Genomic DNA, 22,994 nt, shown 5'->3' on the forward strand with positions numbered 1-22,994 from the left:
TACGCTGTGTCCACGCACTCCCTCGCGACCGGGAGGAGACCTGCGCCGTGACCGATTCACTGACCCGCGAGAGCACGACCACCTCGGTGGTGCTGCTCGCCACGACACCCGCCTGCCGGCTGTCCTGTGCCGACGGCACGCTGCTCGACCGGCTCAACGGCCAGCTGGCCGAGCTGTCGGTGCTCGACGTCCAGGTGGTGTCGCCGAACGACGGGCTCGGCGGCCTCAGCACCGACCTGCGCGGCGTCGCCAAGCTCGCGCGCGCCGCGCCGGGGACGCTGGTCGTGCTGCCCGCCGACCTCGTCACCCACACCGAGGCACTCTCACTGCTCCTGGAGCATCCCAAGCGCGACACGAGCGCCCTGGTCTCCTACGACGCCACGGCCGCGCCGATGCGGCCGCCGGTGCGGGTCGAGGGCGGCAGGATCGTCGCGGCCGGCAGCTCCTTCCACCTCGTGCCCGAGGCCAACGCCACCTTCCGCGGCGTCCTCCAGGCCGGTCAGGCCGACCTGAACGCGCTGGCCGACGTCGCCGAGGAGCTGGCCGACCTGGCCGAGACCGGCAAGCTCGGCCCGGTCACCACCGTCGAGGCGGTCGACCTGCTGCTGGTGGGCCTGGTCAGATCGGGGGTGAAGGTACGCGCCGCCGGCATCGGGCAGCTGCACTGCGACCGGGTGACCGGCCAGGTCTCGGCGGACACCGCGGTCAGCAGGCTCGCCGACGTCGACGAGTCCCAGGTACGCCTCAACACCTCGGTCAAGGCGGACGACGGCTTCGTCAGCACTTACCTCGTCTCGTCCTGGACCCGCCATCTCATCCGTCCCGCCGCCCGGCTGAAGCTCACGCCCAACGCCGTCACCGGCATCTCGATCGGCCTGGCCGTGCTGTCGGCGGTCTGGTTCGGGGCGGGCAACCGCTGGGCGCAGCTCGCCGGGGCCGGGCTGCTCTACCTGTCGTTCGCCTGCGACTGCCTCGACGGCCAGCTGGCCCGCTACACCCGCGCCTTCACGCCGCTGGGCGCGTGGCTCGACAGCATGGCCGACCGGCTGAAGGAGTACGTCGTCTACGTGGGGCTCGCCTTCGGCTACGCCGCCGGGCTGCCGTTGAGCGAGGGCGGCCCCGACGGCATCTGGTATCTGGCCGTCGCCGCGATGATCCTGCAGACGGTACGGCATTCGATCAACTACTCCTTCGCGGCCGGCGTGGCCGACGCGAGCCGGGCCGGCGCCCTGGGCGCCAAGCCGGTGAGCTCGCTGCTGAACTCGGCCGAGGGAGAGCACCACGGCGTACCCAAGCCGGGAGTCCTCCGCCTGGCGCACCGCATGGAGCGAGAGAAGGTCCTCCGGTGGATGAAGAAAGCGATCGTGTTGCCGATCGGGGAGCGGATGGCGCTGATCGCGATCACCGCCGGCGTGTACAACGCCCGGGTCACCTTCGTCGCGCTCCTCGGCTGGGGGGGCGTGGCGACCGTCTACTTGCTCGTCGGCCGGATCGCGAGGACCGCGCGATGACCGCGGTGCAGATGACGCCCGTGCCGAGCAGCTATGTCGTGGCCTACCGCGACGACGGGCCGCTGTCGCGCGGCATGGGCGCGCTGGTGTCCGGGCAGCTCCCGCCGCTGCCTCCGCTGATCGCCGGGGCGTTCGTGATCGGCGTGCTGCTGCTGATCGGCGTGGCGGGGTCCGACGGGCTGGCGGTCTTCGCGCCCGCCGTGACGCTGCTGCTGGCCGGGCCGGGCAGCTCCCATCCGCACGACGGCCGCCTCGACTGGCTGGTGCCGCCGATCCTGCGGCTGATCGAATACACCTTCATCGCGGCCTGCGGGTTCGCCCACGGGGTGCCGCCGGTGCTGATCTTCGCGCTGCTCGGCGCGCTGGCCTTCCACCACTACGACCTGATCTACCGCCTGCGCCAGCGGGCCTATCCGCCGCCGTGGCTGAGCACGTACGGGCTGGGCTGGGAGGGCCGGATGATCGTGATCTCGCTGGCGGCGATCGTGGGCGCGGTGACCGGCGGATTCGTGCTGCTCGCCGCGTATCTGTGGGTCCTGTTCGGATGGGAGAGCCTCACCTGCTGGCTCGCCACCTCTCCCTCCGGGGTGGCCGCGACCGCCACGGAAACGCGAGACTAACGGTCGATTACCCGCTGAGGGCCAAAAGCCAACTAACCTTTGGGTCCTACGGAGTAGATGCTCGACTGAGGAGTGCACGTTGCTGGGAATGGTGCTGGCCGCTGGAGCCGGACGACGCCTGCGACCGTACACCGACACGCTGCCGAAGGCATTGGTGCCGGTCGACGGTGATACCACGATCATGGACATCTCGCTGCGCAACCTCGCCGAGGTGGACCTGCGCGAGGTCGTGATCGTCGTCGGTTACGCGGCGCAGGCCGTACACGAGCGGAAGGACGAGCTGGAGAAGCGGCACGGCGTCAAGCTCACCCTCGTGCACAACGACAAGGCCGAGGAGTGGAACAACGCCTACTCCCTGTGGTGCGCGCGCGACTACTTCGCGCAGGGCGCGCTGCTGGTCAACGGCGACACCGTGCACCCCGTCTCGGTGGAGAAGACGCTGCTGTCGGCGCCCGAGACCAGCGACATCCTGCTCGCGGTCGACAACGTGAAGCGGCTGGCCGACGAGGAGATGAAGGTCACCCTCGACGGCGACGACCTCAAGCGGATCACCAAGCTGATGGACCCGGCCACCGCCTACGGCGAGTACATCGGCGCCACGCTCATCCGCCCCGGCGCCGCCGAGCGCCTGGCCGACGCGCTGCGGGCCACCTTCGAGCGCGATCCGCAGCTCTACTACGAGGACGGCTACCAGGAGATGGTCGCGCGCGGCGAGCGGATCCACGTCGCCCCCATCGGGGAGGTCGACTGGGTCGAGGTGGACAACCACGACGACCTGGCCAAGGCTCGTACCATAGCCGTTCGCTACTGAGGAGGCGGGCATGCCGCTTCTAGCGCGGATGCTGCCCGCGCCCCTGGCCATCATGGTCAGGCGGGGCGCGGTGGCGGAGCTCGGCGCATTACTGGCCGACACCCGGGTGGCGACCTCCGGCCGGGTCGCCGTCGCCGTGGGCCCGGGGCAGGGCGACCACATCGAGGGCCTGATCGCGCCCACGCTCGGCGAGGCCGAGGTGTTCAGGGTGTCCGACGGCTCGGTCGACGCGGCCGTCTCGCTCGGCGCCGACCTGCGTAAGGGCGCCTACGAGGTGGTCGTCGGCGTCGGCGGCGGCCGGACCATCGACGCGACCAAATACGCCGCCTCGCTGGCGGGCATCCCGATGGTCGCCGTGGCCACGAACCTCTCCCACGACGGCATCTGCTCGCCCACGGCCTCGCTGGTGTACGAGGGCGGCAAGGGCACGTTCGGCGTGCCGATGCCGCTGGCGGTCCTGGTCGACCTCGACTTCGTGCACAGTGCGCCCGAATCGCTGGTCCGTTCGGGGGTCGGCGACGTGGTCAGCAACCTGTCGGCCATCGAGGACTGGCAGCTCGGCAACGTGGAGCGCGGCGAGCCCATCGACGGCTTGGCCTGCTCGATGGCCCGCATGGCGGCCGAGGCGCTGGTCGGCCGGACCGATTCCATCGAATCGGATGCCTTCCTGACCGTTCTGGCCGAATCGCTGATCCTGTCGGGCATGTCGATGGTCATCGCCGGGTCGTCTCGGCCCGCGAGTGGTGGAGACCATGAGATCCTTCATGCCGTGGATCAGCTCTTCCCCGGCACCTCCAATCACGGCGAGCTCGCCGGGATCGGTGCCGCCTTCTGCTTCTTCCTCAGGGAGGACGCCGCCCGGCTCAAGCAGGTCACTGACTGCCTGCGACAGCACGAGCTGCCCGTCGTCCCGGCCGACATCGGCCTGAGCGGCGAGCAGTTCGCCGAGGCCGTCACGCTGGCGCCCGCCACCCGTCCCGGCCGCTACACGATCCTGGAGCACCTGCGCATGTCGGAGTCCGAGGTCCGCGATCGGGTGGGGGACTATGTCCGGGCCTTCGGTCGCTGAGATCCGGCGGGTCGCCCAGCCCGCCGGACACCTGGAGCGCAGAAACGGCGAGCACTGGGCGGGCGTGCTCTACATGCGCCGGCTGTCCATCTACGTCACCTGGCTGACGGCCAAGACCTCCATCACGCCCAACCAGCTCACCTGGGTGATGACGGTGGCCGGGATCGTGGCCGGGGTCGTGCTGGCGCTGCCGGGCCTGTGGGCCGCCGTGGGCGCCGCCCTGCTCGTCCAGGTCTACCTGCTGCTGGACTGCTCCGACGGTGAGCTGGCCCGCTGGACGGGCCGCACCTCGCTGGTCGGGGTCTACCTCGACCGCGTCGGCGCCTACTTCACCGAGGCCGCGCTGCTGATCGGGCTGGGCTGGCGGGCATCGGCCGTCCTGCCTGACTGGTACACCGTGCTCGGCGTCGCCGCCGCGCTCGGCGCGATCCTCATCAAGGCCGAGACCGACCTCGTGGACGTGGCCAGGGCCAAGGGCGGCCTGTCGAGCGCCAGTGAGGCGTCCGTCGGGGAGTTCCGGTCCGGGCTGCTGGGGCTGGCCCGGCGGGTGGTGGGGGCGACGAAGTTCCACCGGATCGTGCAGCCGATCGAGCTGTCCATGCTCGCGGTCGTGGCCGCGGTGATCGACGCCGTGGCGGGCGATCTGCTCGCCTCGCGCGTTCTGCTCATCGCCTGTTTCGTGGCCGCGGTCCTGCAGACCGTCCTGCACCTGGTCAGCATCCTGGCATCGAGGCGGCTTGCGTGAAAGTACATCGGAACCGGCGGAGCCCCTCGCTCGTCGTATTGATCGGACGTCCGCAGTTTGGCGGGGGTTCACCTTCGGTTCCGATACGCTTGGCTCCACCAATATCAGGAAATATGCATACCAGCAGACTCGGTGATCATGAAAGAATGCTCCGCTCGTGTTCTCGACGCGTCAGGACGATGACCCGTTGAAGATCTCGTGCGTCATCCTCACCATGGGCAACCGGGTCGCGGAGCTGAACCGGGCGGTCGAGTCCGCGCTGCACCAGATCGACGGCGACGTCGAGGTGGTGATCGTGGGTAACGGCGCCGACGTGCCCGAGGTGTCGGCGACGCCACCCGTTGGCTCGTCCGCGACCGTGAAGACGGTCCGGCTCGAACGCAACACCGGCATCCCGGCCGGCCGCAATCGCGGCGTCGAGGAGTGCTCCGGTGATGTCGTGCTGTTCCTCGACGACGACGGCTGGTACGCCAACCAGAAGGTCGTCTCCCACGTCCGTGACCGCTTCGCCACCGAGCCCGACCTCGCGGTCATCTCCTTCCGGGTGATGGACCCCGACGGCGGCATCGGCCAGCGGCGCCACGTCCCGCGCCTGCGCGCGGGTGACCCCGAACGATCCTCGCCGGTCACCACCTTCCTCGGCGGCGCCTCGGCGATCCGCCGCTCGGCCTTCCTCCAGGTGGGCGGCCTGCCGGAGCAGTTCTTCTACGCTCACGAGGAGACCGACCTGGCCTGGCGGCTGCTGGGTGAGGGCTACCGGATCGAGTACGACGCCGAGACGGTCATGTACCACCCGCAGGTCCCGCCGACGCGCCACGCCGAGTTCTACCGGCTCAACGCGCGCAACCGGGTGTGGCTGGCGCGGCGCAACCTGCCGTGGCCGCTGGCGGCGCTCTACCTGCTCGACTGGGTGGTGCTGACGCTGATCCGGGAGCGCCGGTCCGGGGTGGCGATCAAGGCGTGGTTCACCGGGTTCTTCGAGGGGCTGCGGACGTCGGCCGGCGAGCGCCGCCCGATGGCCTGGCAAACCGCGTGGCGCATGGTGAAGCTAGGACGCCCGCCCATCGTCTGAGGGACCGGTCAGTCCTCAGACATCTGATGACTGTTGATAGCCTGCGCAGATGGATCCTGTTGCCGGTGGGCCCGTTCTGCGCGCGATCGAGGTCGATGTGGTGCGCGACGGCACCTCCCTGTTGCGCTCGATCTCTCTGACGGTCGGGCAGGGCGAGCATTGGGCCCTGCTGGGGCCCAACGGGGCCGGGAAGAGCACGCTGCTCGACCTTCTGGGGGCGGTGAAGCACCCCACGCGAGGGGTCGTCGAGGTCCTGGGGCATCGGCTCGGCCGGGTCGACATGCGCGAGCTTCGCTCCTTCCTGGGGCACGTCAATCCACGGCATTCGCTGGAGTCCGGCCTCCGGGTGCGCGACCTCGTGCTGACCGGGGCCACCAACACCATCGAGCTCGTTCCTCGATGGCAGCCCACCGCCGAGCAGGAGGAGCAGGCCCTGCGGCTGATCGGGATGATGGGGATGGCGCGCAAGGCCGAGGCGCGCTGGCCCTACCTGTCCCAGGGCGAGCGGGGCCGGGCGCTGATCGCACGGGCCCTCATGCCCAGGCCGCGGCTGCTGCTGCTCGACGAGCCCGCCACCGGGCTGGACCTGGCCGCCCGGGAGCAGCTGCTCGCCAGCCTCGACGTGCTGCGCCGGGAGCACCCGGCGCTGGCCACCGTACTGGTGACCCATCATCTGGAGGAGTTGCCCGCCAGCACCACCCACGCGCTGCTGCTGCGGGAGGGCGAGTGCATGGCCTCGGGGCCGGTGGACGAGGTGCTGACCACCGACCTGGTGAGCAAGTGCTTCGACCACCCGGTGCGGATCAGCCGCGTCGACGGACGGTGGAGCGCCCGGGCCTAGATGGCCATCGCGTCGCCGAAGGTCATGGCCGCGTGGGCGACCGTGGTGGTGAGCAGGGGGCGCTTCGGCAGGCCGAGCTCGCTCAGCTCCTTGGCGATCGGGTGGTTGCCCAGGCGGATGAGCGCGCCGCCGGGCCGTACGCGGACGCCCCGGGCCGTCACCGACCACGGGACGCGGCGTGTCACGCCCTCCCGATGCGTGAAGGCGTCCAGCGGCACCAGCGCGCCCGCGCCCGGCGCGGGCAGACCCGGTCTGAGCAGCAGGTCGAGCACCAGCCGCCCGTCCCTGCGCAGGACACAGCGCTTGTACGCCGAGTCGAGCCGCAGGTCGATGTCGGCCAGCTCCTTCGGAAAGCCCCAGATGCGGCGGCCCGCGTCCAAGGTGAACTCCTGGTCGACCGGTAGCCAGTGGATGAACACCCCGGCCCGCCGCAGATCGCCCAGCCCGACCGATTGCGCCACGCCCGGCGGACGTACCAGGAACGCCACGCCGACCTCGTGGTAGGCGTCCAGATCGCTCTCCCGGTAATCGACGAACACCAGCACGCAGATGGCCTTGCCCGGGAACACCTCGGCCACGTCCAGCCCCGAGTAGGCGATCACCGCCCTGGCGGCGTCGGCCCGTACGGGATACATGACGCTGCAGACCATGGCGTCTCTCACCTGGACGGGCATGCTCACCGTGCGGCCCTGGATCAGATGCGAAGACATGAGTCCAGTACATCAACCGGAAAGCCGTGTGACCATTCCTGCCCGAATCGCGTCTGCTCTGTTGTGACAATCGCAAGAACGCGGAGGGCATCATCATCGAGGAGCTGTACCGAGAGCACTGGGCGCTCGTGTGCGGGTTCCTGTTACGCCGCACCCGCGACCCCCACCTCGCCGAGGACCTGGCCCAGGAGACATTCGTCAAGGCGACCCGGGCGCTGCTCGGCTGGCGCGGCGAGAACGCGGACTTCTTCGGCCACGTGGGCAGGCTGCCGCTCGGCAACGGCGCCGACACCACCCTGAGCAGGGCCCTGGCCAACGTGAGCACGGGCAACCAGCCCAAGGGGGACAGCCGCAAGGTCCTGGCCAGGCTCCCGGAAGAGCTCAACGCGCTGGCGGTGATCGAATTCGCCAAGCCGCTCACCACCGATGAGCTCAGCTCCTTCACCGCCAGATACCGGAGCTCCGTCGACAAGGTGGTGTACGAGCGGCGCCCCAGTTCGATTCCCATAACGTGGGGCGGGATGACGACGTGGGACAGAGCCCCGATGCCCGAACTGACGACCAAGAAGGTCCACGTGATCCAGCCCGACGAGGCGATCAAGCTGGACCTCGCGAACTTCCGCCGCTGGGTGGGCATCCTCAAGGACTACGACGACGACAACCTGCACGACTTCGACCTGAGCCTGGCCCGCCTCCGTAAGGCCGCGAACGACGGTCTGGCCTACGCCTATGTGGACTCGCTGGCCACGATCGGCGAGTTGCGGAAGATCAGACGGTCAGGAGCACCTTGATGGCGCGTCGCTCGTCCATCGCCTTGTAGGCGTCGGCGGCCTCCTCCAGAGGCAGTTGGAGGTCGAAGACCTTGCCGGGGTCGATCTCGCGGTCCCAGATCAGCTGGATCAGCTCGGGCAGGAACCGGTGCACCGGGGCCGGGCCGCCGAGCAGGTGCACCTGGGCGAAGAACAGCTCCTCCCCGAGGAGGGTGACGTCGTGGTTGACGCCCACGAAGCAGACGTGACCACCCGGGCGGGCGGAGCCGATGGCCTGCCGCATCGATTCCTGGGTGCCGACCGCCTCGACGACCGAGTGCGCGCCCAGCCCGCCGGTCAGTTCCTTGATCTTCGCCACGCCCTCGTCACCGCGCTCGGTGACGATGTCGGTGGCGCCGAACTCGATGGCCAGCTTCTGGCGCGCCTCGTGGCGGCTCATGGCGATGATCCGCTCGGCGCCCAGCTGCTTGGCCGCCAGCACCGCCAGCAGGCCGACCGCGCCGTCGCCGACGACCGCGACCGTCTTGCCGGGACCGGCCTCGGCGCCCACCGCACCGAACCAGCCGGTGCCCAGGACGTCGGAGGCGGCCAGCAGGCTGGGGATCAGGTCGGGTTCGGGGGTGCCGGGAGTGGCCACCAGGGTGCCGTCGGCCCAGGGGATCCGAGCGCGCTCGGACTGGGTGCCGACCTGGCCGACGAACACCCGGTGGACGCACGAAGAGGGGTAGCCCGAGCGGCAGATCTCGCAGGTGCCGTCGGCGGCGACGAACGTGCCCACGACGAACTGACCGGGTTTGATGATCTTGACTTCGCTGCCGACCTGTTCGACCACGCCGACGTACTCGTGGCCCATCGGCTGCTCGTGGACCTCCTCGACGCCGCGATAGGGCCACAGGTCCGATCCGCACACGCAGGTCGCCGTGACGCGGATGATCGCGTCGGTCGGCTCGATGATCCGCGGGTCGGCCAGGTCCTGTACGCGAACGTCGCCGGGGGCGTGCATCACCACACCACGCATAGCCTTCACTCCTTCAGTTTCTCGCCAGGCAGTAGCCACTACCCATCAAAAGCGCTGGTCAGGCTGGGTGGAAGGCACTGGCTAAAGGTGTAATGACAGGGCACCCCTCCCAAAGGCAAGGCCGCCTAACCTGGAAAAGTGGACAACCGCAGCGAGATCCGTGAGTTCCTGACCTCACGCCGGGCCAGGATCAGCCCGCAGCAGGCGGGGCTGCCGTCCTCCGGCAGGCGGCGGGTGCCCGGCCTGCGCCGCGCCGAGGTCGCCCAGCTGGCCGGGGTCAGCGTGGAGTACTACTCCCGCCTGGAACGCGGCGATCTGTCCGGGGTCTCCGGCAGCGTCCTGGACGCCCTGGCCCGCGCCCTGCGATTCAACGACGAAGAACGCACCCATCTGGAGGACCTGGCCCGCACCGCCGGACCCGGCTCGCGCCGCCGGCGCCGCCCCGCCCCGCACACCGTGCGGCCCAACGTGCAGCGGCTGCTGGACGCCATGACCGAGGCACCGGCCTTCGTCATGAACGGCCGTGGCGACGTCCTGGCCACCAACCTGCTCGGCCGCGCCCTGTACGCCCCCATGATCGAAGCCGCCCGAGGCGCCACCCCCAACCACGCCCGGTTCATCTTCCTCGATGCCCGATCCCACCAGTTCTGGGGTGACTGGGAACGCGCCGCCAACGACACCGTCGCCCTCCTGCACACCCAGGCCGGCCGCGACCCTTACGACAAGACCCTCACCGATCTCATCGGCGAGCTGTCCACCCGCAGCGACGACTTCCGCGCCCGCTGGGCCCACCACGACGTCCGCCAGCACCACAAGGGCGCCAAACCCTTCCACCACCCCGTCGTAGGCGATCTCCATCTCACCTACGAGTCCCTCGCGCTGGCCGCCGACGACCTCACCCTGGTGGCATACGGCACCGAACCCGGCAGCGACTCCGAGGACAAGCTCCGCCTGCTGGCCAGCTGGGCCGCCACCCACACGTTCGTACCCGGCACCGCGGCACCGCCGGCGTGATCGTCACTCCCGGCCTGTCTCCTAGCCTGGCGTGAACGTCGCCCCTGGGCCGGCCTCCTAGCCTGGCGTGAACGTCACCCCCGGTCCTGCCCCCTAGACGGCCAGGGAGTGGGCGGGCACGCTGACCCCGGCCCACCGTTCCATCCTGGCCACGAACTCCGCCGCGTGATCGGGCCAGTGGTGCCGCAGGCGGGCCTCCGCGTGGCCGCGCGCCCCCAGCGCCGCCCGCCGCGCTGGGTCCTCCTTGAGATCGAGTACGGCGTGTACGAGCGCGTCCACGTCGAGCGGCACCACGAGCCCGCACCCGACACGCTCGGCCATCGAGCCGTGCGGGGTGGTGATCACCGGGAGCCCCCGGCCCATGTAGTCGAGGATCTTGGTCGGCGTCCTCGGGCCCGTCTCCTCCGACAGGGCCAGGCCGGCCAGGGCGCCCTCGGCCATGCGCAGGGCATGGCGGTTCGGGACGTACCCGAACCAGTCGAGCAGCCCGACCCGCTGCGCGTCCCGCAGCAGCGGCCGGATCTCCCGGTCGCTGGCGCCGATCAGGTCCATCCGGATGCCGTGCGGGACGAGTCGCTCGGCCAGCCCGATGAGCTCGGAGACGCCGCGCCCGGCGGACAGGCGCCCGATGTGCACCACCCTGGTGTCACCGGGAGGTGGAGGCTCCGCCGACACCAGGGTGGCTTCCGGCACCACGGCGGAGGTGATCACGTGGTGACGCCTCTCGGCCCGGGCCATCTGCCTGGCGGTGACCTGCTCCCGTACATCCCAGACAATGGGCGGGTGGTGGAAGGGCAGGGCGTGCAGCAGCCGGTGGTCGTGCAGCATCAGCAGGTCGGCGCGCTTGAGGCCGCGCCTGAGCGCCGCCCGCGCCCGGCCGTAGCCGGCGTCGCGCGGCACGTCGATCGCGGTGACGCCCATCGCGGGCGTCACGTTGTAGTAGGTGAAGGGCGCGACGTAGGTCACCTCGTGGCCCGCGTCGAGCAGCGCCCGGATCTGCCTGTGCATGATCCGGGCGTCCTCGGGATGGTGGACGGTGGTGGCGACGCAAACCCGCATGCGGTCGATGCTGCGCGGTCACCCGGTCAACGGCGTAAATGCAGGGGGAATTGCCGCTTAACTTCCTGAAGGGCGGCGGTACAGCCAGGTTAGGCGGGGTTCAAGGACCCACTTGAACAGCGTGCGTGTCTCGGGAAGGCACAGCACGATGGCCAGGGCGAAACAGCTCGCACTGATCGCCAGCACGCCGAGCGGGCCGTGCAGCCAGGGCAGCTCCAGCCACCCCTGGTCCTTGGCGATGAGGACGGGGATGCCGTGGAGCAGGTAGCAGTAGAGGGTGCGGGTGCCGAGATCGGTGAACCACGTCTCACGCCTGGGCACCAGCGCCAGGACGGCATAGCTCATGGCCAGCCCGCAGATCAGCAGCCCGGCGCGCACGCCGAGGCCCATCCACCAGGACAGGTCCATGTCCTGGAAGCTGTGCTTGTAGTAGAAGGGCTTGAGCGGCGCCTTGGGCGCGATGAAGATGGACACCGCGGCGGCGCCGAGCACGACGAACACCGAGACGATCTTGATCCACCGGCGGTCGAGCAGCTCGAAGTGCTCGGGCTGCATCACGAGCCCGATGACGAAGAACGGCATCAGGCCGAAGAACCGGTCCATGCTGAAGTCACCGGAGATCTGCGAGAACCCGGCGAACAGGTAGATCGCGATCGCCACCGGGATCGGGTGCTTCATCCGCTTCCACACGGGGGTGGACAGTCGCCAGAACAGCAGCGCCAGCAGATACCAGTTGATCCACGCGGGGTCGATGATCGTGAGGCTCCACTTCTGCCCCAGACCAAGCCGGACCAGCGCGTAGCCGACCTCCACGATCACGTACGGCACCACGAACGTGTCGACCAGTTTGTTGGTCTTCGCGTTGGAGTTCCAGAAATTTCTGGACAGGTAGCCACTGACGAGCACGAACAGCGGCATGTGGAAGGTGTAGATGAAGATGTAGAGCGACCTGGCGGAGTCGGTGTTGAGCGTCGGCACCAGCGAGTGGCCGACGATCACGAACGCGATCAGGACGAACTTGACGTTGTCCAGATAAGGGTCGCGCTTGCGTCTGGGCGCCTCGGGCTTGGGCGACGGCTTCGGCTCCGGCTCGGGGTTCTCCTGCCCCGCCTCGGGCGGGACGGTGCCGTGCGGATCCGTCTTCTCACTCCAGAAAGCCTCCTCCGGCAGCGGCCACTGCGCTCCTGTGCTCGCGGGACCGGTGGCCTCTTCGGCGTCACCGGGACCCTTGGGAGTCGTGGTCGGTGGGGAGTGCTTCGTGTCAGACACTACGGAGTCGCTCAGCTTCACTCGGGGTCGGGGGAACGCGACAGGCAGCACGCGGCACGCGTCCTTGATCGCGTGGGGCGAACCCGCGTCGCCGACCCGCAACACATTATCCCGGCCGCGAGGCTCCTGTCTCACTAGCGGTGTGAGAACACCCGGTTACACAGGGAACTTGGAGGTCAGGTGCAGACGTTCTTCTGCTTGTCCGCGGAGATCGTGCTGTTGGTGACGCTGTCGGGGAGCTTGGTGACCTTGACCGACTTGAAGTCCTCGCCGATGATCAACTGGATCACGGGCGGGTTGGCCGTGGCCGGGGTCGTCGAGGGCGCGGGCACCGGAGGGGTGTAGACGTCGGTGGTGGTCGGCTTGAGCTTGCCCGCCGTCGGGGCCGGCTTGGGCTGCATCGCCTTGATGAGCACGTCGCTGTACGTGGTGCCGTCGGCCGCCTTCTTGGCGTAGCGGACCTGGGTGTTGGCCTGGCTCTTGCCGTCGGCGGCCAGGTAGTTGCCCACGCCCGTGACCTTGAAGCCCTCCTTGCTCAGCAGGTCGGCGACCTCGCGGGCCTTGCCCTGCGTCGTCGTGCCGTTGAGCACCTGGACCTGGACCTGCTCCGGCTTGACGTTGATCTTGGGCGTGGTGGCGGCGGTCGTCGCCGCGGGCTCGGGCAGCTCGACGTCGCTCTTGATCGCGTTGAACAGGTCGTTGGCGTCGGGCTGCTTCCAGACCACCCGGTTCTTGTCCTCGGGGTCCGGCTGCCACGGGATCGTGGTGAACTTGACCCCGCCCGCCGTCATCTTCTGCGCGCTCTTGGCGATGTCGATGAGCTGAGCGGTGTCGTTGGCCAGCTCCGGGTCCATCGTCACCGACTTGGCCGTGGCCTTGATGAAGCTCGTGAGCTTGCCGATGTCGGTGAGGAGCTGGCTGCTGGTGGCCTTCTGCACGACCTTGCTCAGGAAGATCTGCTGGCGCTTGATCCGCTGGATGTCGCTGCCGTCACCGTAGTGGCGCAGCCGGACGTAGCCCAGCGCCTGCTCGCCGTTCAGCTTGCTGTTGCCCGGGGGCAGCTTCAGGTGGGAGTTCTTGTCGTCGACGCCGTTCTGGAGGCAGATCGTGATGCCGTCGAGGGCGTCGACGATGGCCTTGAAGCCGCTGAAGTCGACCTCGACGTAGTGGTCGATGCGGATGCCGGTGAGGGTCTCCAGCGTGGACATCGTGCAGGCGACCCCGCCCGAGCTGTACGCCGAGTTGATCATGTCGCGGCGGCTCGGCATCTCCTGCTTCGTGGTGTCGTTCTTGCACCTGGGGATCTGCACCATCGAGTCGCGCGGGAAGCTGATGAGCCGCGCCTGGTCCCGGTTGGGCGAGATGTGCATGAGGATGATCGTGTCCGTGCGCTTGCCGCCGGCGTCGGCCGTCCTGGCGAGCTTCTGGCCGTATTTCGCGTTGCCCTTGCCCGCACGGGTGTCGGAGCCGACCAGCAGCACGTTGAGCGCGCCGGTGTCCGGAGGCCGGGGGGTGAGGATGTCTTCCTTGAAGCCCTTTTGGTTGATGTTGCTGAAGGCGTCGCGGTAGAGCGTGTATCCGGTCAGCGCGCCGGCGACCATGAGCGAGGTGGTCGCGATGCTGATCCAGGCCAGCACGCGCATCTTGTTGCCACCACCGTTACCGCCGCCGCGGTGGCCGCGGGGCGGCAGGTCCTCGGGTGGCGGCGGAGGAGGAGGGTTCGACGCGGCCGCCCGGCGCGACATCCGGCTGCCGGGCTGTGTAGAGGCGACCCTGCGGTCCTCCACGGACACGCTCCAATGGTCACTCATGCGCCCCCTCGCCCAGTCCGGTCGGCTCGGTCGTTCTGCGCCACGAGACTAGGTCACCGGCGGCGTGCCCGCAGCCATGACCAAGAGAATCGACCGTGACTCAGGCGTGATGTTACCGGGCAAAAGCATACTCAGAGCTGGACATATCGTGGAATATCCTGGGCAAACTCTTAGGATTTGCCCAGGTCGGCGCGGGTGGCGAGGGCCGCCGCCAGGCAGGCCAGGGGCACGACCGGCAGGACGTACCGGTAGTCGAACTCGGCCACGGCGGCGGGCAGCACCAGCAGAAGTACCGACGTCGACCAGGGCAGCAGCCACGCCGGCGGCTCATAAATCCCTCTCACGGACCTGGAGCGTCGCCGCCTGATCGCCAGGGCGGGCGGGACGAGCAGGACGGCCAGCAGCACGCTGCCCGGCAGGCGGGCCACGTCCTGGTAGGCGCGCGTCCAGCCGGCGTACGGCTCGACGACCTCGGTGCCGATCGGCCCCTGCTCGTAGCGCTTGCCCAGGTCGACGCCCAGCTGCGCGGCCCACCGGCCGGGCGGCGGCGGCGAGGTGGCGGGGAACTCGTAGTAGTCGTAGATCTCGTGGTCGGGGTAGACCGGGCGGCCCCAGACGAACGAACGGCCCAGCTCCGACAGCACGGAGGCGGCGTAGTCGAGCGGCTGCTCACGGATGGCCAGCGAGGCGAACCGGCCCGCCAGCTCGTCGGTCCGCTGGGTGAAGGTGATGTCGGGCAGCGCGACGAGCGGGGAGTCCTTGGCCCAGATGTACTCCTGCGAGGGCGGCCGCTGATCGGGCGGCCGGGGGTCGCAGAGCACCTTGAGGTCCGGCGGGGGGTCCATCTGGGCGCAGTCGGCGAACGACATCGTCCGGGCGTACAGGAACACGCCGTTCGCCCCGACGATGCCGACGCGGTGGTAGGTGGCGTAGAACCAGCCTCCGTACGCGAGGATCGGCGCCAGCGCGGCCACGACCACCACCCCGGCCAGCCCCACCCGCCTGCGCAGCAGGAACCAGGCCGCCACGACCACGATCAGCGGCTGGCCGACGGTCCTGGTGAGCGTGGCGGCGGCCAGCAGCAGCCCGACGGCGATCACCATGGACCGGTCGGCCAGGGTGAGCGCGATCGCGGCGACGATCAGGAACATGAAGAGCGTGTCGGAGACGAGCAGGTGCTCCAGCTCGATCTGGTAGGCGTCCAGCAGCACCGGCACCGTGGCCAGCGTCGCCGCCCACCTGGGCGCCCGGCGCGCGCACCAGTAGACCAGCACGCCGGTGGCCAGGCCGAGCAGGTGCTGCGCGGCGGTGACCGCGCCGAACGAGTGGAACGGTTCGAGCGCCTTGATGAAGGCCGAGTAGCCGGCGGGGCGCACCAGGTCGGGGCGCGGGTGGAAGACGGTGACGATGTAGGTGTAGGAGTCGGGGAACCACAGGGCCGGGCGGAAACCCAGCATCGTGACCACCCGCAGCGCGGCGCCCAGGGCCAGGACCGCCAGGAACCAGCCGTGCCGCCGCGCCAGTGAGGCCGTCCGGGCGGGGTCGCCGGCGGGCGTCGCCTCCTCCACCTGTACGTTCTCCCGCTCCCGCTTCACCGGCACGTCGCGTACGCTACCCGCGTTTCGCACGATCTCGCGTAACCGCCCACACCGGGCGCGGTGCGCGGTCCCACCGCGCTGCCCACACCGGGCGCGGGGCGCGGTCCCACCGCGCTGCCTGCACCGGACGTGCCACGCGGTCCCACCGCGCGCACCCGACGCACCTGACGCGCCGAAGGCCCATGGCCGCGTCACGACGCCCGCGCGTTGGATACGCTCGCGATCACCGATGAGAATCGCCTGGCCGGACCGGACGCGCGGGCCGTCGGCGGGCCGGGTGCTCGCCGTGGTCTCGATCCTGCCTGCCCTGATCGTGGCCGGCTGGCTGCTCGCCGCGCTTCCGCTGCTGCTGGCGGGCTGGTATCAGCCGGTGCCCGCGCTGGTGCTCGGGGTGGTGGTCATCGGGCTGCTGTGCCGGTTCGCCGTTCGCGGGCCGCTGAAGGTCGTCGAGGCGACCGGGCGGCAGGTCGGCGCGGTCGTCGTCGTGGCGGTGGGGTCGGGTGTGTTCAACGCGATCACGCACACCGAGCAGCTGATCGTCAGGCGTGACCCCGCCACGTACGCGCAGTACGCCATCTGGCTGGCCCGGCACGGCTCGCTGCCGATCACCCCGCGGGTGGAGGCGTTCGGCGGGCCCGATCCAGCGCTTCTGTTCGACAGCATCGGGTTCTATCCCGCGGACGGGGCGGTGGTGCCGCAGTTCATGCCGGGGCCGCCGCTGCTGTTCGCCGCGGGTGACTGGCTCGGCGGGCTCGGCGCCATGCTGCTGACACCGGCCGTGCTGGGGGCGCTGGCCGTGCTCACGCTGGCGGGGGTGGTGGGCCGGCTCGCCGGTGGGCGCTGGGCGCCGGTGGCGGCGCTGGCCTTCGCGGTGAGCCTGCCGATCCTCTACACCTCGCGGACCACCTTCAGCGAGATCCCCTCGCTGGTGCTGCTGTTCGGCGGCCTGGCGCTGGTCCATGACGCCCTTGCGCGGGAGGGCAGGTCGCGGGGCTGGGCAGCGGCACTGGGCGGGCTGGTGTTCGGGCTGGCCGTGCTGGTCAGGATCGACGGGCTGCGTGACGTGCTGCCGGTCCTGGCGTTCGCCGGGGCGCTGATCGCCTGGCGGCGCCTCGGCCGGCCCCAGGGGGCGCTCGGGCCGCCGCTCCTGGCCGGGCTCGCGGTTGGTGCGGGGCTGGGGCTGCTGGCGGCGTACGTGCTGGCGCGGCCGTATCTGTCCTACCTGTCCAAGTCGCTCAATCCGCTGCTGGCCATCTGCGCCGCCGTTCTCCTGCTCACCCTGGCCGGTACGCTCGCCGCCCCCCGGCTGGCCCGGATCCGGCTGCCCAGGTGGCTGCCGGACGTGGGGGCCGGGCTGGTCGTGCTGGTCGTGGCGGGGCTGGCGGTGCGACCGTGGCTGCAGACCGTGACGCGGGTGGCCACGACGAAGGAAGACCGGCTCACCGCCGAGTTCATCAGACAGACGCAGAAGAACAACGGACTGCCCGTCGACGGCACCCGGCTCTACTCGGAGCTGTCGCTGCACTGGGTGAGCTGGTACGTCGGCATCCCCGTGATCGTCCTGGCCACGCTCGCCGCGGCGGTGCTGGTGCGGCGGCTGCTCAGGAACGGCTCCCCGGCCGAGTGGCTGCTGCCGCTGGCCGTCATCGGCTGGACCACGGTGACCACGCTGCTGCGCCCGGAGATCACCCCAGACCATCCGTGGGCCGCGCGCCGGCTGGTCCCGGTGGTGATCCCCGGGATGATCCTGCTGGCGGTGTGGGGGCTGGAGTGGGTGCGCACCCGGGCGCCCATGCGCGGGCACGGCCGATGGATCGGCGTCGTGGGCGCCCTGCTCATCCTGGTGCCACCGGCCATCACCTCGATCGGGACCGCGTTCACGCCGGTGGAGCGGGGCGAGCGGGCGGCCGTCGAGGCGATGTGCGCCAAGATCCCGCCGAACGCCTCGGTGCTGATCGTCGAGCGGGTGACGGCCAACCGGTTCACCCAGGTCGTCCGGGGCATGTGCGACCGCCCGACGGCTCGGGTCCTGGTGGAGGCAGGGAAGAATACGGCAAAGGAAGAAGACGTGCGCCGCCTGATCGATCGCGTCCGCGCCGTCGGACGCGTCCCGGTCCTGCTGGCCGCCGAAGAGGGCCAGGTCGCCCCGTACGGCCCGAAGACGCAGGTCATGGCCCTGGTGTCGCGGCAGGACGAGCGCTCGCTCATCGACGCGCCGAACGGCACCTGGGGGTTCGGGATCAGCGTGTGGATGGCCGTTGCCTGACCCGTGTGTGGACTTTTCCCCCTGCTGGGCAGAGTACCCTCGACGCACGTGAGCACGTCTGAGACCCCCCAGAGTGGATACGCCGTGGAAGAAGCGCCATACGTCACGATCGTCCTGCCGTGCTACAACGAGCAGGATCACGTCATCGACGAGGTCGAGCGCATCACCAAGGCGATGGACTCCAGCGGCTACACCTATGAGCTGGTGGCGGTCGACGACTGCTCCACCGACGCGACGCTGGCCAGGCTGCAGGAGGCTGCGCCCCGGTTCGAGCACCTGCGGATCCGCGCCTTCCACCGCAACGGCGGGTCGGGCACCGTGCGCCGCATCGGCTCGCAGGAGGCCAGGGGCGAGATCGTCGTCTGGACCGACGCCGACATGACCTACCCCAACGAGCGCATCCCCGAGCTGGTCCAGATCCTGGAGAAGGACACGACGGTCGACCAGGTCGTCGGCGCCCGCACCAGCGAGGAGGGGTCGCACAAGCTGCTGCGCGTCCCGGCCAAGTGGGTGATCCGCAAGGTGGCCGAGCAGCTCGCCGGGCAGAAGATCCCCGACCTCAACTCCGGGCTGCGCGCCTTCCGCAAGTCGGTGGCCAAGCCCTACCTGCGGCTGCTGCCGCCCGGGTTCTCCTGCGTCACGACGATCACGCTGTCGTTCCTGTCGAACCAGCACGACGTCTACTACATGCCGATCGGCTACGCCAAGCGGGCGGGCAAGTCGAAGTTCAGCTTCGTCTCCGACGCCTACCGCTACATCCTGCAGGTGCTGCGGATGATCATGTACTTCAACCCGCTCAAGGTGCTCATGCCGCCCGCGTTGTGGCTGGTGGCGATCGGGTTCGTCAAGGGGATCTGGGACATGATCCAGCACCCGTTCTACTTCCCCGCCAACACTGTCATGATCTTCCTGTCGGGCCTGCTCATCGGGTCCGTGGCACTGCTGGCCGACCTGATCGTGCGCTCGCGGGGCGAATAGCGTGCGCATCGCCATCGTCGGCCCCACCTATCCCTACAAAGGGGGCGGGGCGCAGCACACCACCGAGCTGGCGCACCGGCTGACGGCGCTCGGCCACGACGTGGTGATCGAGTCATGGCGGGCGCAATATCCGGCCTTCCTCTATCCGGGGCAGCAGACGATAACGGCGCCCGAGGGCACCCCTTTCCCGAAGACGCTGCGCCGGCTCGACTGGCGCAATCCCGGCGGCTGGGTGGCCTGCGGGCGCCGGCTGCGCTCGGCCGACCTGGTGATCCTGGCCGTCCTGAGCCCGGTGCAGGTCCCGGCCTACCTCGGCATCCTGTACGGACTGGGCGGCAAGGCCAGGACCGTCGCCCTGTGCCACAACGTGCTGCCGCACGAGCGCAAGCCCTACGACCGGCCGCTGATGAAGGCGCTGCTCAACCGGGTCGACGCCGTGCTCACCCACTCCGGCGAGCAGGCGGCGCTGGCGGCGTCCCTGACCGGTAAGCCGGTGAGTGTGGCCGGGCTGCCGCCGCATCTGCCGTCCACGACCGGGGAACGCTCCGCCGAGGTGCACGGGCGGTTGCTGTTCTTCGGCATCGTCCGGCCGTACAAGGGGCTGGACCTGCTGCTGCGAGCCCTGCCGGAGGGGGTCGGGCTGACCGTGGCGGGTGAGTTCTGGGGCGGGCTCGACGGGACCCAGGCGTTGATCGGTGAGCTGGGCATCGCCGACCGGGTGGAGCTCAGGCCCGGTTACGTGGCCGCCGAGGACGTGCCGAAGCTGTTCGCCTCGGCGGACGCGCTCGTCCTGCCGTACCGCACCGCGACCGCCAGCCAGAACGTCTGGCTCGGGCACGAGCACGGCGTGCCGGTGATCGCGACCCGCGTCGGCGCGCTCGCCGACCACGTCACGGACGGCGTCGACGGGCTGCTGGTCGAGCCGGACGACGTCGAGGCGCTCAACGGGGCGATCAAGCGGTTCTACGCCCCGGGCGAGCCCGAGCGGTTGCGGTCGGGCGTCAAGGCGGTCGACCCGGAGCCGTTCTGGTCGTCGTACTCCGCGGTGCTCCTCGACGCCTGACGGCCCAGCAGGAAGGCGATGCCCGCGGCGACGGCGTCGCCCAGGGTGAACGCCACCCGTGACACCACCGCCACCGCGTAGGCCGGGCCGGTGCCGAGCAGCGGCGAGAGCACGAGGATCATGGCGCCCTCACGCACCCCGACCCCGGCGGGCACGACGAACGTCAGCAGCCCGGTGGCCCAGGCGAACGCGTAGGCCCCGGTCGCCACCACGTAGAGGTCCCACCTGCCGGACAGCAGCCAGGTGTGCAGGCCGTACACGAACCAGCCCAGGGCGGTCCAGCCCACCGCGACCAGTACGGTACGGCCGGGCAGTACGCTGTCGAGCGGCTCCTTGCGCGCGAGGCGCAGGGCCAGGTTGAGACCCCAGGTGAGCACCTTGGGATGCAGGCACACGATGATCACGGGGACCAGCAGCAGGAGGTACCACGCCTGGCGCACGGCCTGCTGCGTCGCCAGCGTGGCGGCGGCGATCGACAGCGCGACCCCCAGGTTGATCACCAGGGACAGCGAGATGCAGGCGAACGTCCGGCGCGGCGGGCTGCCGTGGTCGCGGCCGAGCTCCATCATGGCCGCGTACGCCCAGACCGAGCCGGGGATGTACTTGCCGAGCTGGCCCACGAACATGATCCGCCCGGCCACCGGCAACGGCAGCGGCGACCCGAGCCCGGCCAGCACCCCGCGCCAGGCGAGCAACATGCAGAACTGCCCGGCCAGCACCGCGGCGAACGCCCCGAGCACCGCCCACGGCGACAGCGCGGTCACGGCCGCGGTGGTCTCACCCCAGTTCCTGGCCAGTCCGTAGCCGAGGAAACCGAGCGCGACCAGCGCCAGGACGACGCGCAGCAGGCGGCGGAGCATTGGCCAAGGCTAACCGCGGTCGGTCACCTATAGCCAGACGATCGGGTCTTCGATCGTTCGGCGCCTCCCGCACCCGGGGTACTGTTGGGCGGCGTGGGTAAGGAACGGGTCGCACAGCTGGAGTACTCCGAGTTCCAGTCGGCGATGCTCGACGAGGAGAAACGCCGGCGCAAGGCCGCGAAGATCATCGCGGTGGTGGAGCACTTCCACGGCCCGCTCGGCGGGCTGACCGTCGGCGACGTCGGCTGCTCGGCCGGGTTCATCGCCGACGAGCTGGCCGGTGCCGGGGCCGAGCACACGCTGGGCATCGACATCGACGTGCCCGGGCTGCGCAAGGCGGCCGACCGGTTCGGTGAGCGGGTGGCGTTCGTCTGCGGCGACGGCACCGCGCTGCCGTTCCCCGACGGCTCGCTCGACGTGCTGGTGTTCAACCACATCTACGAGCACGTGGTCGATCCCGACGCCGTGGTCGCCGAGATGCACCGGGTGCTGTCCGACGACGGCGTGCTCTATCTGGGGCTGGGCAACCGGCTCGGCGTCATGGAGCCGCACTACAAGCTGCCGTTCCTGTCCTACCTGCCGCCCGCGCTGGCCGACCGCTACGTGCGCGCCTTCGGTCGCGCCGACCACTACTACGAGCGCTACCGCACCCGGCGCGGGCTGCGCCGGATGCTGCGGGCCTTCCACGTGTGGGACTACACCTTCCCGGTGCTGGCCACGCCCACCCGGTTCGCCGGATCCGAGCTGTTCCCGGGCGCGCTGGGCCGCGTGGTGCAGGCCGTGCTGGCGCGCACTCCGCGCGCGGTGCTGCGCCTGCTCCTGCCGATCGTGCCCACCTACCTGTGGGTGGCGACGAAGACGCCCCGGCCCCCGGCGGGCGCCGCCCTCCCGCAGCCACCCGAGCGGGTCCGCCCGCTGTGAGGACCATCAAACCCGGCACGTCCGGCAAGGCGCCCGTGGTGCGCAAGGTCGTGCGGTTCGGGTTCCTGCTGGTCGCCCTCGGGTTCGGCGGGTGGGCCGTGGCCTCGCAGTGGGACGCCGTGGTCGCCGGGTTCGCCCGGCTGAGCTGGCCGCTGCTCGCCGCCTCCCTGGTCGGGGTGGTGCTCGCGCTGCTGTGCGCCATGATGACCTGGCGCACCCTGCTGGCCGACCTGGGCTCGCCGCTGCCCCTGCGCCCCGCCGCCAAGGTGTTCTTCGTCGGCCAGCTCGGCAAGTACATCCCCGGCGCGGTCTGGCCGGTCCTGGCCCAGATGGAGATGGGCCGCGACCTCGGCGTGCCCCGCCCGCGCAGCGCGGCCGCGTTCTTCCTGATGATGCCGATCCAGCTGGCCAGCGGCCTGCTCGTCACGCTGGTCACGCTCGGCTGGGACCGGTTCGGCTGGCTGCTGCTCCTCGTCCCCGTGCTGCTGGTGCTGCTGGAGCCCAAGGTGATCAACGGGCTGATCGGGTTCGGGCTGCGCAAGCTCAAGCGCGAGCCCCTCGAACGCCGGCTGACCCGGCGCGGCATGCTCACCGCGCTCGGCTGGGCCCTGGCCGGCTGGATCTCCTACGGCGTGCACCTCTACTTCATCGTGCCGCAGGGCGGCCTGCTCTTCGCCATCGGCGCCTTCGCCCTGTCGTGGTCTCTGGGCATCATGTCGTTCGTCGTGCCCGCGGGTGCCGGTGTGCGGGAAGTGGTCATGGTGGGCGTGCTGTCGCCGGTGATGCCCGCGGGTCCGGCCATCGCCGTGGCTCTTTCATCGCGGATCGTCATCGTCATCGGGGACCTGATCTGCGCGGGTATGGCGGGAATCGCAGCTCGGCGCGACTCGGTGTGATTTGGGCCACGATTTGGGGCTCAGTGGTCATAAGCTGAACCGTAGAGGGGGGCGAAAGGTCCCACGTTGATCTTGAGGGGAGAAGATCTTCG

General features: G+C 70.2%; 21 protein-coding genes. 14 read left to right on the forward strand and 7 right to left on the reverse strand.

Translation table 11 applies throughout. The annotated features are described in order from the left end of the window. Nucleotides 1–47: 47 nt before the first annotated feature. The 7 genes from AB0B61_RS14530 (at nucleotide 48) to AB0B61_RS14560 (ending at nucleotide 6,669) form a co-directional block, all read left to right on the forward strand. Complete coding sequence (locus tag AB0B61_RS14530; protein ID WP_358431817.1) at nucleotides 48–1,511, forward strand: CDP-alcohol phosphatidyltransferase family protein; 1,464 nt, start codon at nucleotides 48–50, stop codon at nucleotides 1,509–1,511. Then, nucleotides 1,508–2,131, forward strand: a complete 624-nt coding sequence (locus AB0B61_RS14535; protein WP_358431819.1) for a DUF5941 domain-containing protein — start codon at nucleotides 1,508–1,510, stop codon at nucleotides 2,129–2,131. Before AB0B61_RS14530 ends, AB0B61_RS14535 begins: the two co-directional genes overlap by 4 nt. A 79-nt stretch (nucleotides 2,132–2,210) precedes the next feature. Beyond that, nucleotides 2,211–2,942, forward strand: a complete 732-nt coding sequence (locus AB0B61_RS14540) for a phosphocholine cytidylyltransferase family protein (protein ID WP_358431821.1) — start codon at nucleotides 2,211–2,213, stop codon at nucleotides 2,940–2,942. A gap of 28 nt (nucleotides 2,943–2,970) precedes the next feature. Further along, complete coding sequence (locus AB0B61_RS14545) at nucleotides 2,971–4,011, forward strand: iron-containing alcohol dehydrogenase family protein (protein WP_225296080.1); 1,041 nt, start codon at nucleotides 2,971–2,973, stop codon at nucleotides 4,009–4,011. Next, nucleotides 3,989–4,756 carry a CDP-alcohol phosphatidyltransferase family protein gene (locus AB0B61_RS14550; RefSeq protein WP_358431823.1) on the forward strand — a complete coding sequence of 256 codons (768 nt, stop codon included), beginning with the start codon at nucleotides 3,989–3,991 and terminating at the stop codon, nucleotides 4,754–4,756. Before AB0B61_RS14545 ends, AB0B61_RS14550 begins: the two co-directional genes overlap by 23 nt. Nucleotides 4,757–4,943: 187 nt before the next feature. Further along, entirely contained in the window at nucleotides 4,944–5,828 is an 885-nt protein-coding gene (locus AB0B61_RS14555) for a glycosyltransferase (RefSeq protein WP_358431921.1), read from the forward strand. Nucleotides 5,829–5,877: 49 nt separating this feature from the next. After that, nucleotides 5,878–6,669, forward strand: coding sequence for an ATP-binding cassette domain-containing protein (locus tag AB0B61_RS14560; RefSeq protein ID WP_358431825.1), 792 nt, complete (start codon nucleotides 5,878–5,880; stop codon nucleotides 6,667–6,669). Here AB0B61_RS14560 and AB0B61_RS14565 read toward each other — a convergent pair. After that, on the reverse strand, nucleotides 6,666–7,379 hold the full coding sequence (locus AB0B61_RS14565) for an acetoacetate decarboxylase family protein (RefSeq protein WP_358431827.1): 714 nt from the start codon (nucleotides 7,377–7,379) through the stop codon (nucleotides 6,666–6,668). The two genes, AB0B61_RS14560 and AB0B61_RS14565, sit on opposite strands and share 4 nt — an antisense overlap. Before the next feature lie 104 nt (nucleotides 7,380–7,483). On the opposite strand from AB0B61_RS14565, the gene AB0B61_RS14570 reads away from it, so the two are divergent. Next, nucleotides 7,484–8,170, forward strand: coding sequence for a sigma factor (locus AB0B61_RS14570; RefSeq protein ID WP_358431922.1), 687 nt, complete (start codon nucleotides 7,484–7,486; stop codon nucleotides 8,168–8,170). On the opposite strand, the gene AB0B61_RS14575 is transcribed toward AB0B61_RS14570, so the two are convergent. After that, entirely contained in the window at nucleotides 8,148–9,167 is a 1,020-nt protein-coding gene (locus AB0B61_RS14575; protein ID WP_358431829.1) for a zinc-dependent alcohol dehydrogenase family protein, read from the reverse strand. The genes AB0B61_RS14570 and AB0B61_RS14575 overlap by 23 nt on opposite strands. 138 nt (nucleotides 9,168–9,305) lie before the next feature. Here AB0B61_RS14575 and AB0B61_RS14580 point away from each other — a divergent pair, with 138 nt between their 5' ends. Next, nucleotides 9,306–10,181 carry a helix-turn-helix transcriptional regulator gene (locus AB0B61_RS14580; RefSeq protein ID WP_358431831.1) on the forward strand — a complete coding sequence of 292 codons (876 nt, stop codon included), beginning with the start codon at nucleotides 9,306–9,308 and terminating at the stop codon, nucleotides 10,179–10,181. A gap of 93 nt (nucleotides 10,182–10,274) precedes the next feature. On the opposite strand, the gene AB0B61_RS14585 is transcribed toward AB0B61_RS14580, so the two are convergent. The 4 genes from AB0B61_RS14585 to AB0B61_RS14600 form a co-directional block, all read right to left on the reverse strand. Then, complete coding sequence (locus AB0B61_RS14585; RefSeq protein WP_358431833.1) at nucleotides 10,275–11,240, reverse strand: glycosyltransferase; 966 nt, start codon at nucleotides 11,238–11,240, stop codon at nucleotides 10,275–10,277. A gap of 57 nt (nucleotides 11,241–11,297) precedes the next feature. Further along, complete coding sequence (locus AB0B61_RS14590; RefSeq protein ID WP_358431835.1) at nucleotides 11,298–12,509, reverse strand: acyltransferase family protein; 1,212 nt, start codon at nucleotides 12,507–12,509, stop codon at nucleotides 11,298–11,300. 176 nt (nucleotides 12,510–12,685) lie between these two features. Further along, the gene (locus AB0B61_RS14595; protein ID WP_358431837.1) at nucleotides 12,686–14,320 is read right to left on the reverse strand and encodes an LCP family protein; all 1,635 of its coding nucleotides are present in this window, start codon (nucleotides 14,318–14,320) and stop codon (nucleotides 12,686–12,688) included. Between the two features lie 170 nt (nucleotides 14,321–14,490). After that, nucleotides 14,491–15,921, reverse strand: a complete 1,431-nt coding sequence (locus tag AB0B61_RS14600; RefSeq protein ID WP_358431839.1) for a hypothetical protein — start codon at nucleotides 15,919–15,921, stop codon at nucleotides 14,491–14,493. A 226-nt stretch (nucleotides 15,922–16,147) separates the two neighbouring features. On the opposite strand from AB0B61_RS14600, the gene AB0B61_RS14605 reads away from it, so the two are divergent. From AB0B61_RS14605 to AB0B61_RS14615, 3 genes are all read left to right on the forward strand, one after another. Then, entirely contained in the window at nucleotides 16,148–18,184 is a 2,037-nt protein-coding gene (locus AB0B61_RS14605; RefSeq protein WP_358431841.1) for a hypothetical protein, read from the forward strand. Between the two features lie 84 nt (nucleotides 18,185–18,268). Further along, nucleotides 18,269–19,162 carry a glycosyltransferase family 2 protein gene (locus tag AB0B61_RS14610; RefSeq protein WP_358431843.1) on the forward strand — a complete coding sequence of 298 codons (894 nt, stop codon included), beginning with the start codon at nucleotides 18,269–18,271 and terminating at the stop codon, nucleotides 19,160–19,162. A 1-nt stretch (nucleotide 19,163) separates the two neighbouring features. Then, the gene (locus tag AB0B61_RS14615) at nucleotides 19,164–20,225 is read left to right on the forward strand and encodes a glycosyltransferase family 4 protein (RefSeq protein ID WP_358431845.1); all 1,062 of its coding nucleotides are present in this window, start codon (nucleotides 19,164–19,166) and stop codon (nucleotides 20,223–20,225) included. Here the strand turns inward: AB0B61_RS14615 and AB0B61_RS14620 are convergent. Beyond that, on the reverse strand, nucleotides 20,126–21,085 hold the full coding sequence (locus AB0B61_RS14620; protein WP_358431846.1) for a lysylphosphatidylglycerol synthase transmembrane domain-containing protein: 960 nt from the start codon (nucleotides 21,083–21,085) through the stop codon (nucleotides 20,126–20,128). The genes AB0B61_RS14615 and AB0B61_RS14620 overlap by 100 nt on opposite strands. A 93-nt stretch (nucleotides 21,086–21,178) precedes the next feature. On the opposite strand from AB0B61_RS14620, the gene AB0B61_RS14625 reads away from it, so the two are divergent. Together AB0B61_RS14625 and AB0B61_RS14630 are read left to right on the forward strand one after the other, a co-directional pair. Next, nucleotides 21,179–22,006 (forward strand): class I SAM-dependent methyltransferase, encoded by an 828-nt coding sequence (locus tag AB0B61_RS14625; RefSeq protein ID WP_358431847.1) that lies wholly within the window; start codon nucleotides 21,179–21,181, stop codon nucleotides 22,004–22,006. Next, complete coding sequence (locus tag AB0B61_RS14630; RefSeq protein WP_358431849.1) at nucleotides 22,003–22,902, forward strand: lysylphosphatidylglycerol synthase transmembrane domain-containing protein; 900 nt, start codon at nucleotides 22,003–22,005, stop codon at nucleotides 22,900–22,902. Before AB0B61_RS14625 ends, AB0B61_RS14630 begins: the two co-directional genes overlap by 4 nt. The last annotated feature ends 92 nt before the right edge of the window (nucleotides 22,903–22,994 follow it).

It is taken from the genome of Nonomuraea sp. NPDC049158, from assembly GCF_040648335.1.
Classification (GTDB): domain Bacteria; phylum Actinomycetota; class Actinomycetes; order Streptosporangiales; family Streptosporangiaceae; genus Nonomuraea.

Excerpts from the sequence above, each read along its gene's own strand:
- AB0B61_RS14535 (WP_358431819.1), top strand. The coding sequence starts at position 1,508 with ATGACCGCGGTGCAGATGACGCCCGTGCCGAGCAGCTATGTCGTGGCC.
- AB0B61_RS14545 (WP_225296080.1), top strand. The coding sequence starts at position 2,971 with ATGCTGCCCGCGCCCCTGGCCATCATGGTCAGGCGGGGCGCGGTGGCG.
- AB0B61_RS14550 (WP_358431823.1), top strand. The coding sequence starts at position 3,989 with ATGTCCGGGCCTTCGGTCGCTGAGATCCGGCGGGTCGCCCAGCCCGCC.
- AB0B61_RS14560 (WP_358431825.1), top strand. The coding sequence starts at position 5,878 with ATGGATCCTGTTGCCGGTGGGCCCGTTCTGCGCGCGATCGAGGTCGAT.
- AB0B61_RS14565 (WP_358431827.1), bottom strand. The coding sequence starts at position 7,379 with ATGTCTTCGCATCTGATCCAGGGCCGCACGGTGAGCATGCCCGTCCAG.
- AB0B61_RS14575 (WP_358431829.1), bottom strand. The coding sequence starts at position 9,167 with ATGCGTGGTGTGGTGATGCACGCCCCCGGCGACGTTCGCGTACAGGAC.
- AB0B61_RS14585 (WP_358431833.1), bottom strand. The coding sequence starts at position 11,240 with ATGCGGGTTTGCGTCGCCACCACCGTCCACCATCCCGAGGACGCCCGG.
- AB0B61_RS14595 (WP_358431837.1), bottom strand. The coding sequence starts at position 14,320 with ATGAGTGACCATTGGAGCGTGTCCGTGGAGGACCGCAGGGTCGCCTCT.
- AB0B61_RS14605 (WP_358431841.1), top strand. The coding sequence starts at position 16,148 with ATGAGAATCGCCTGGCCGGACCGGACGCGCGGGCCGTCGGCGGGCCGG.
- AB0B61_RS14620 (WP_358431846.1), bottom strand. The coding sequence starts at position 21,085 with ATGCTCCGCCGCCTGCTGCGCGTCGTCCTGGCGCTGGTCGCGCTCGGT.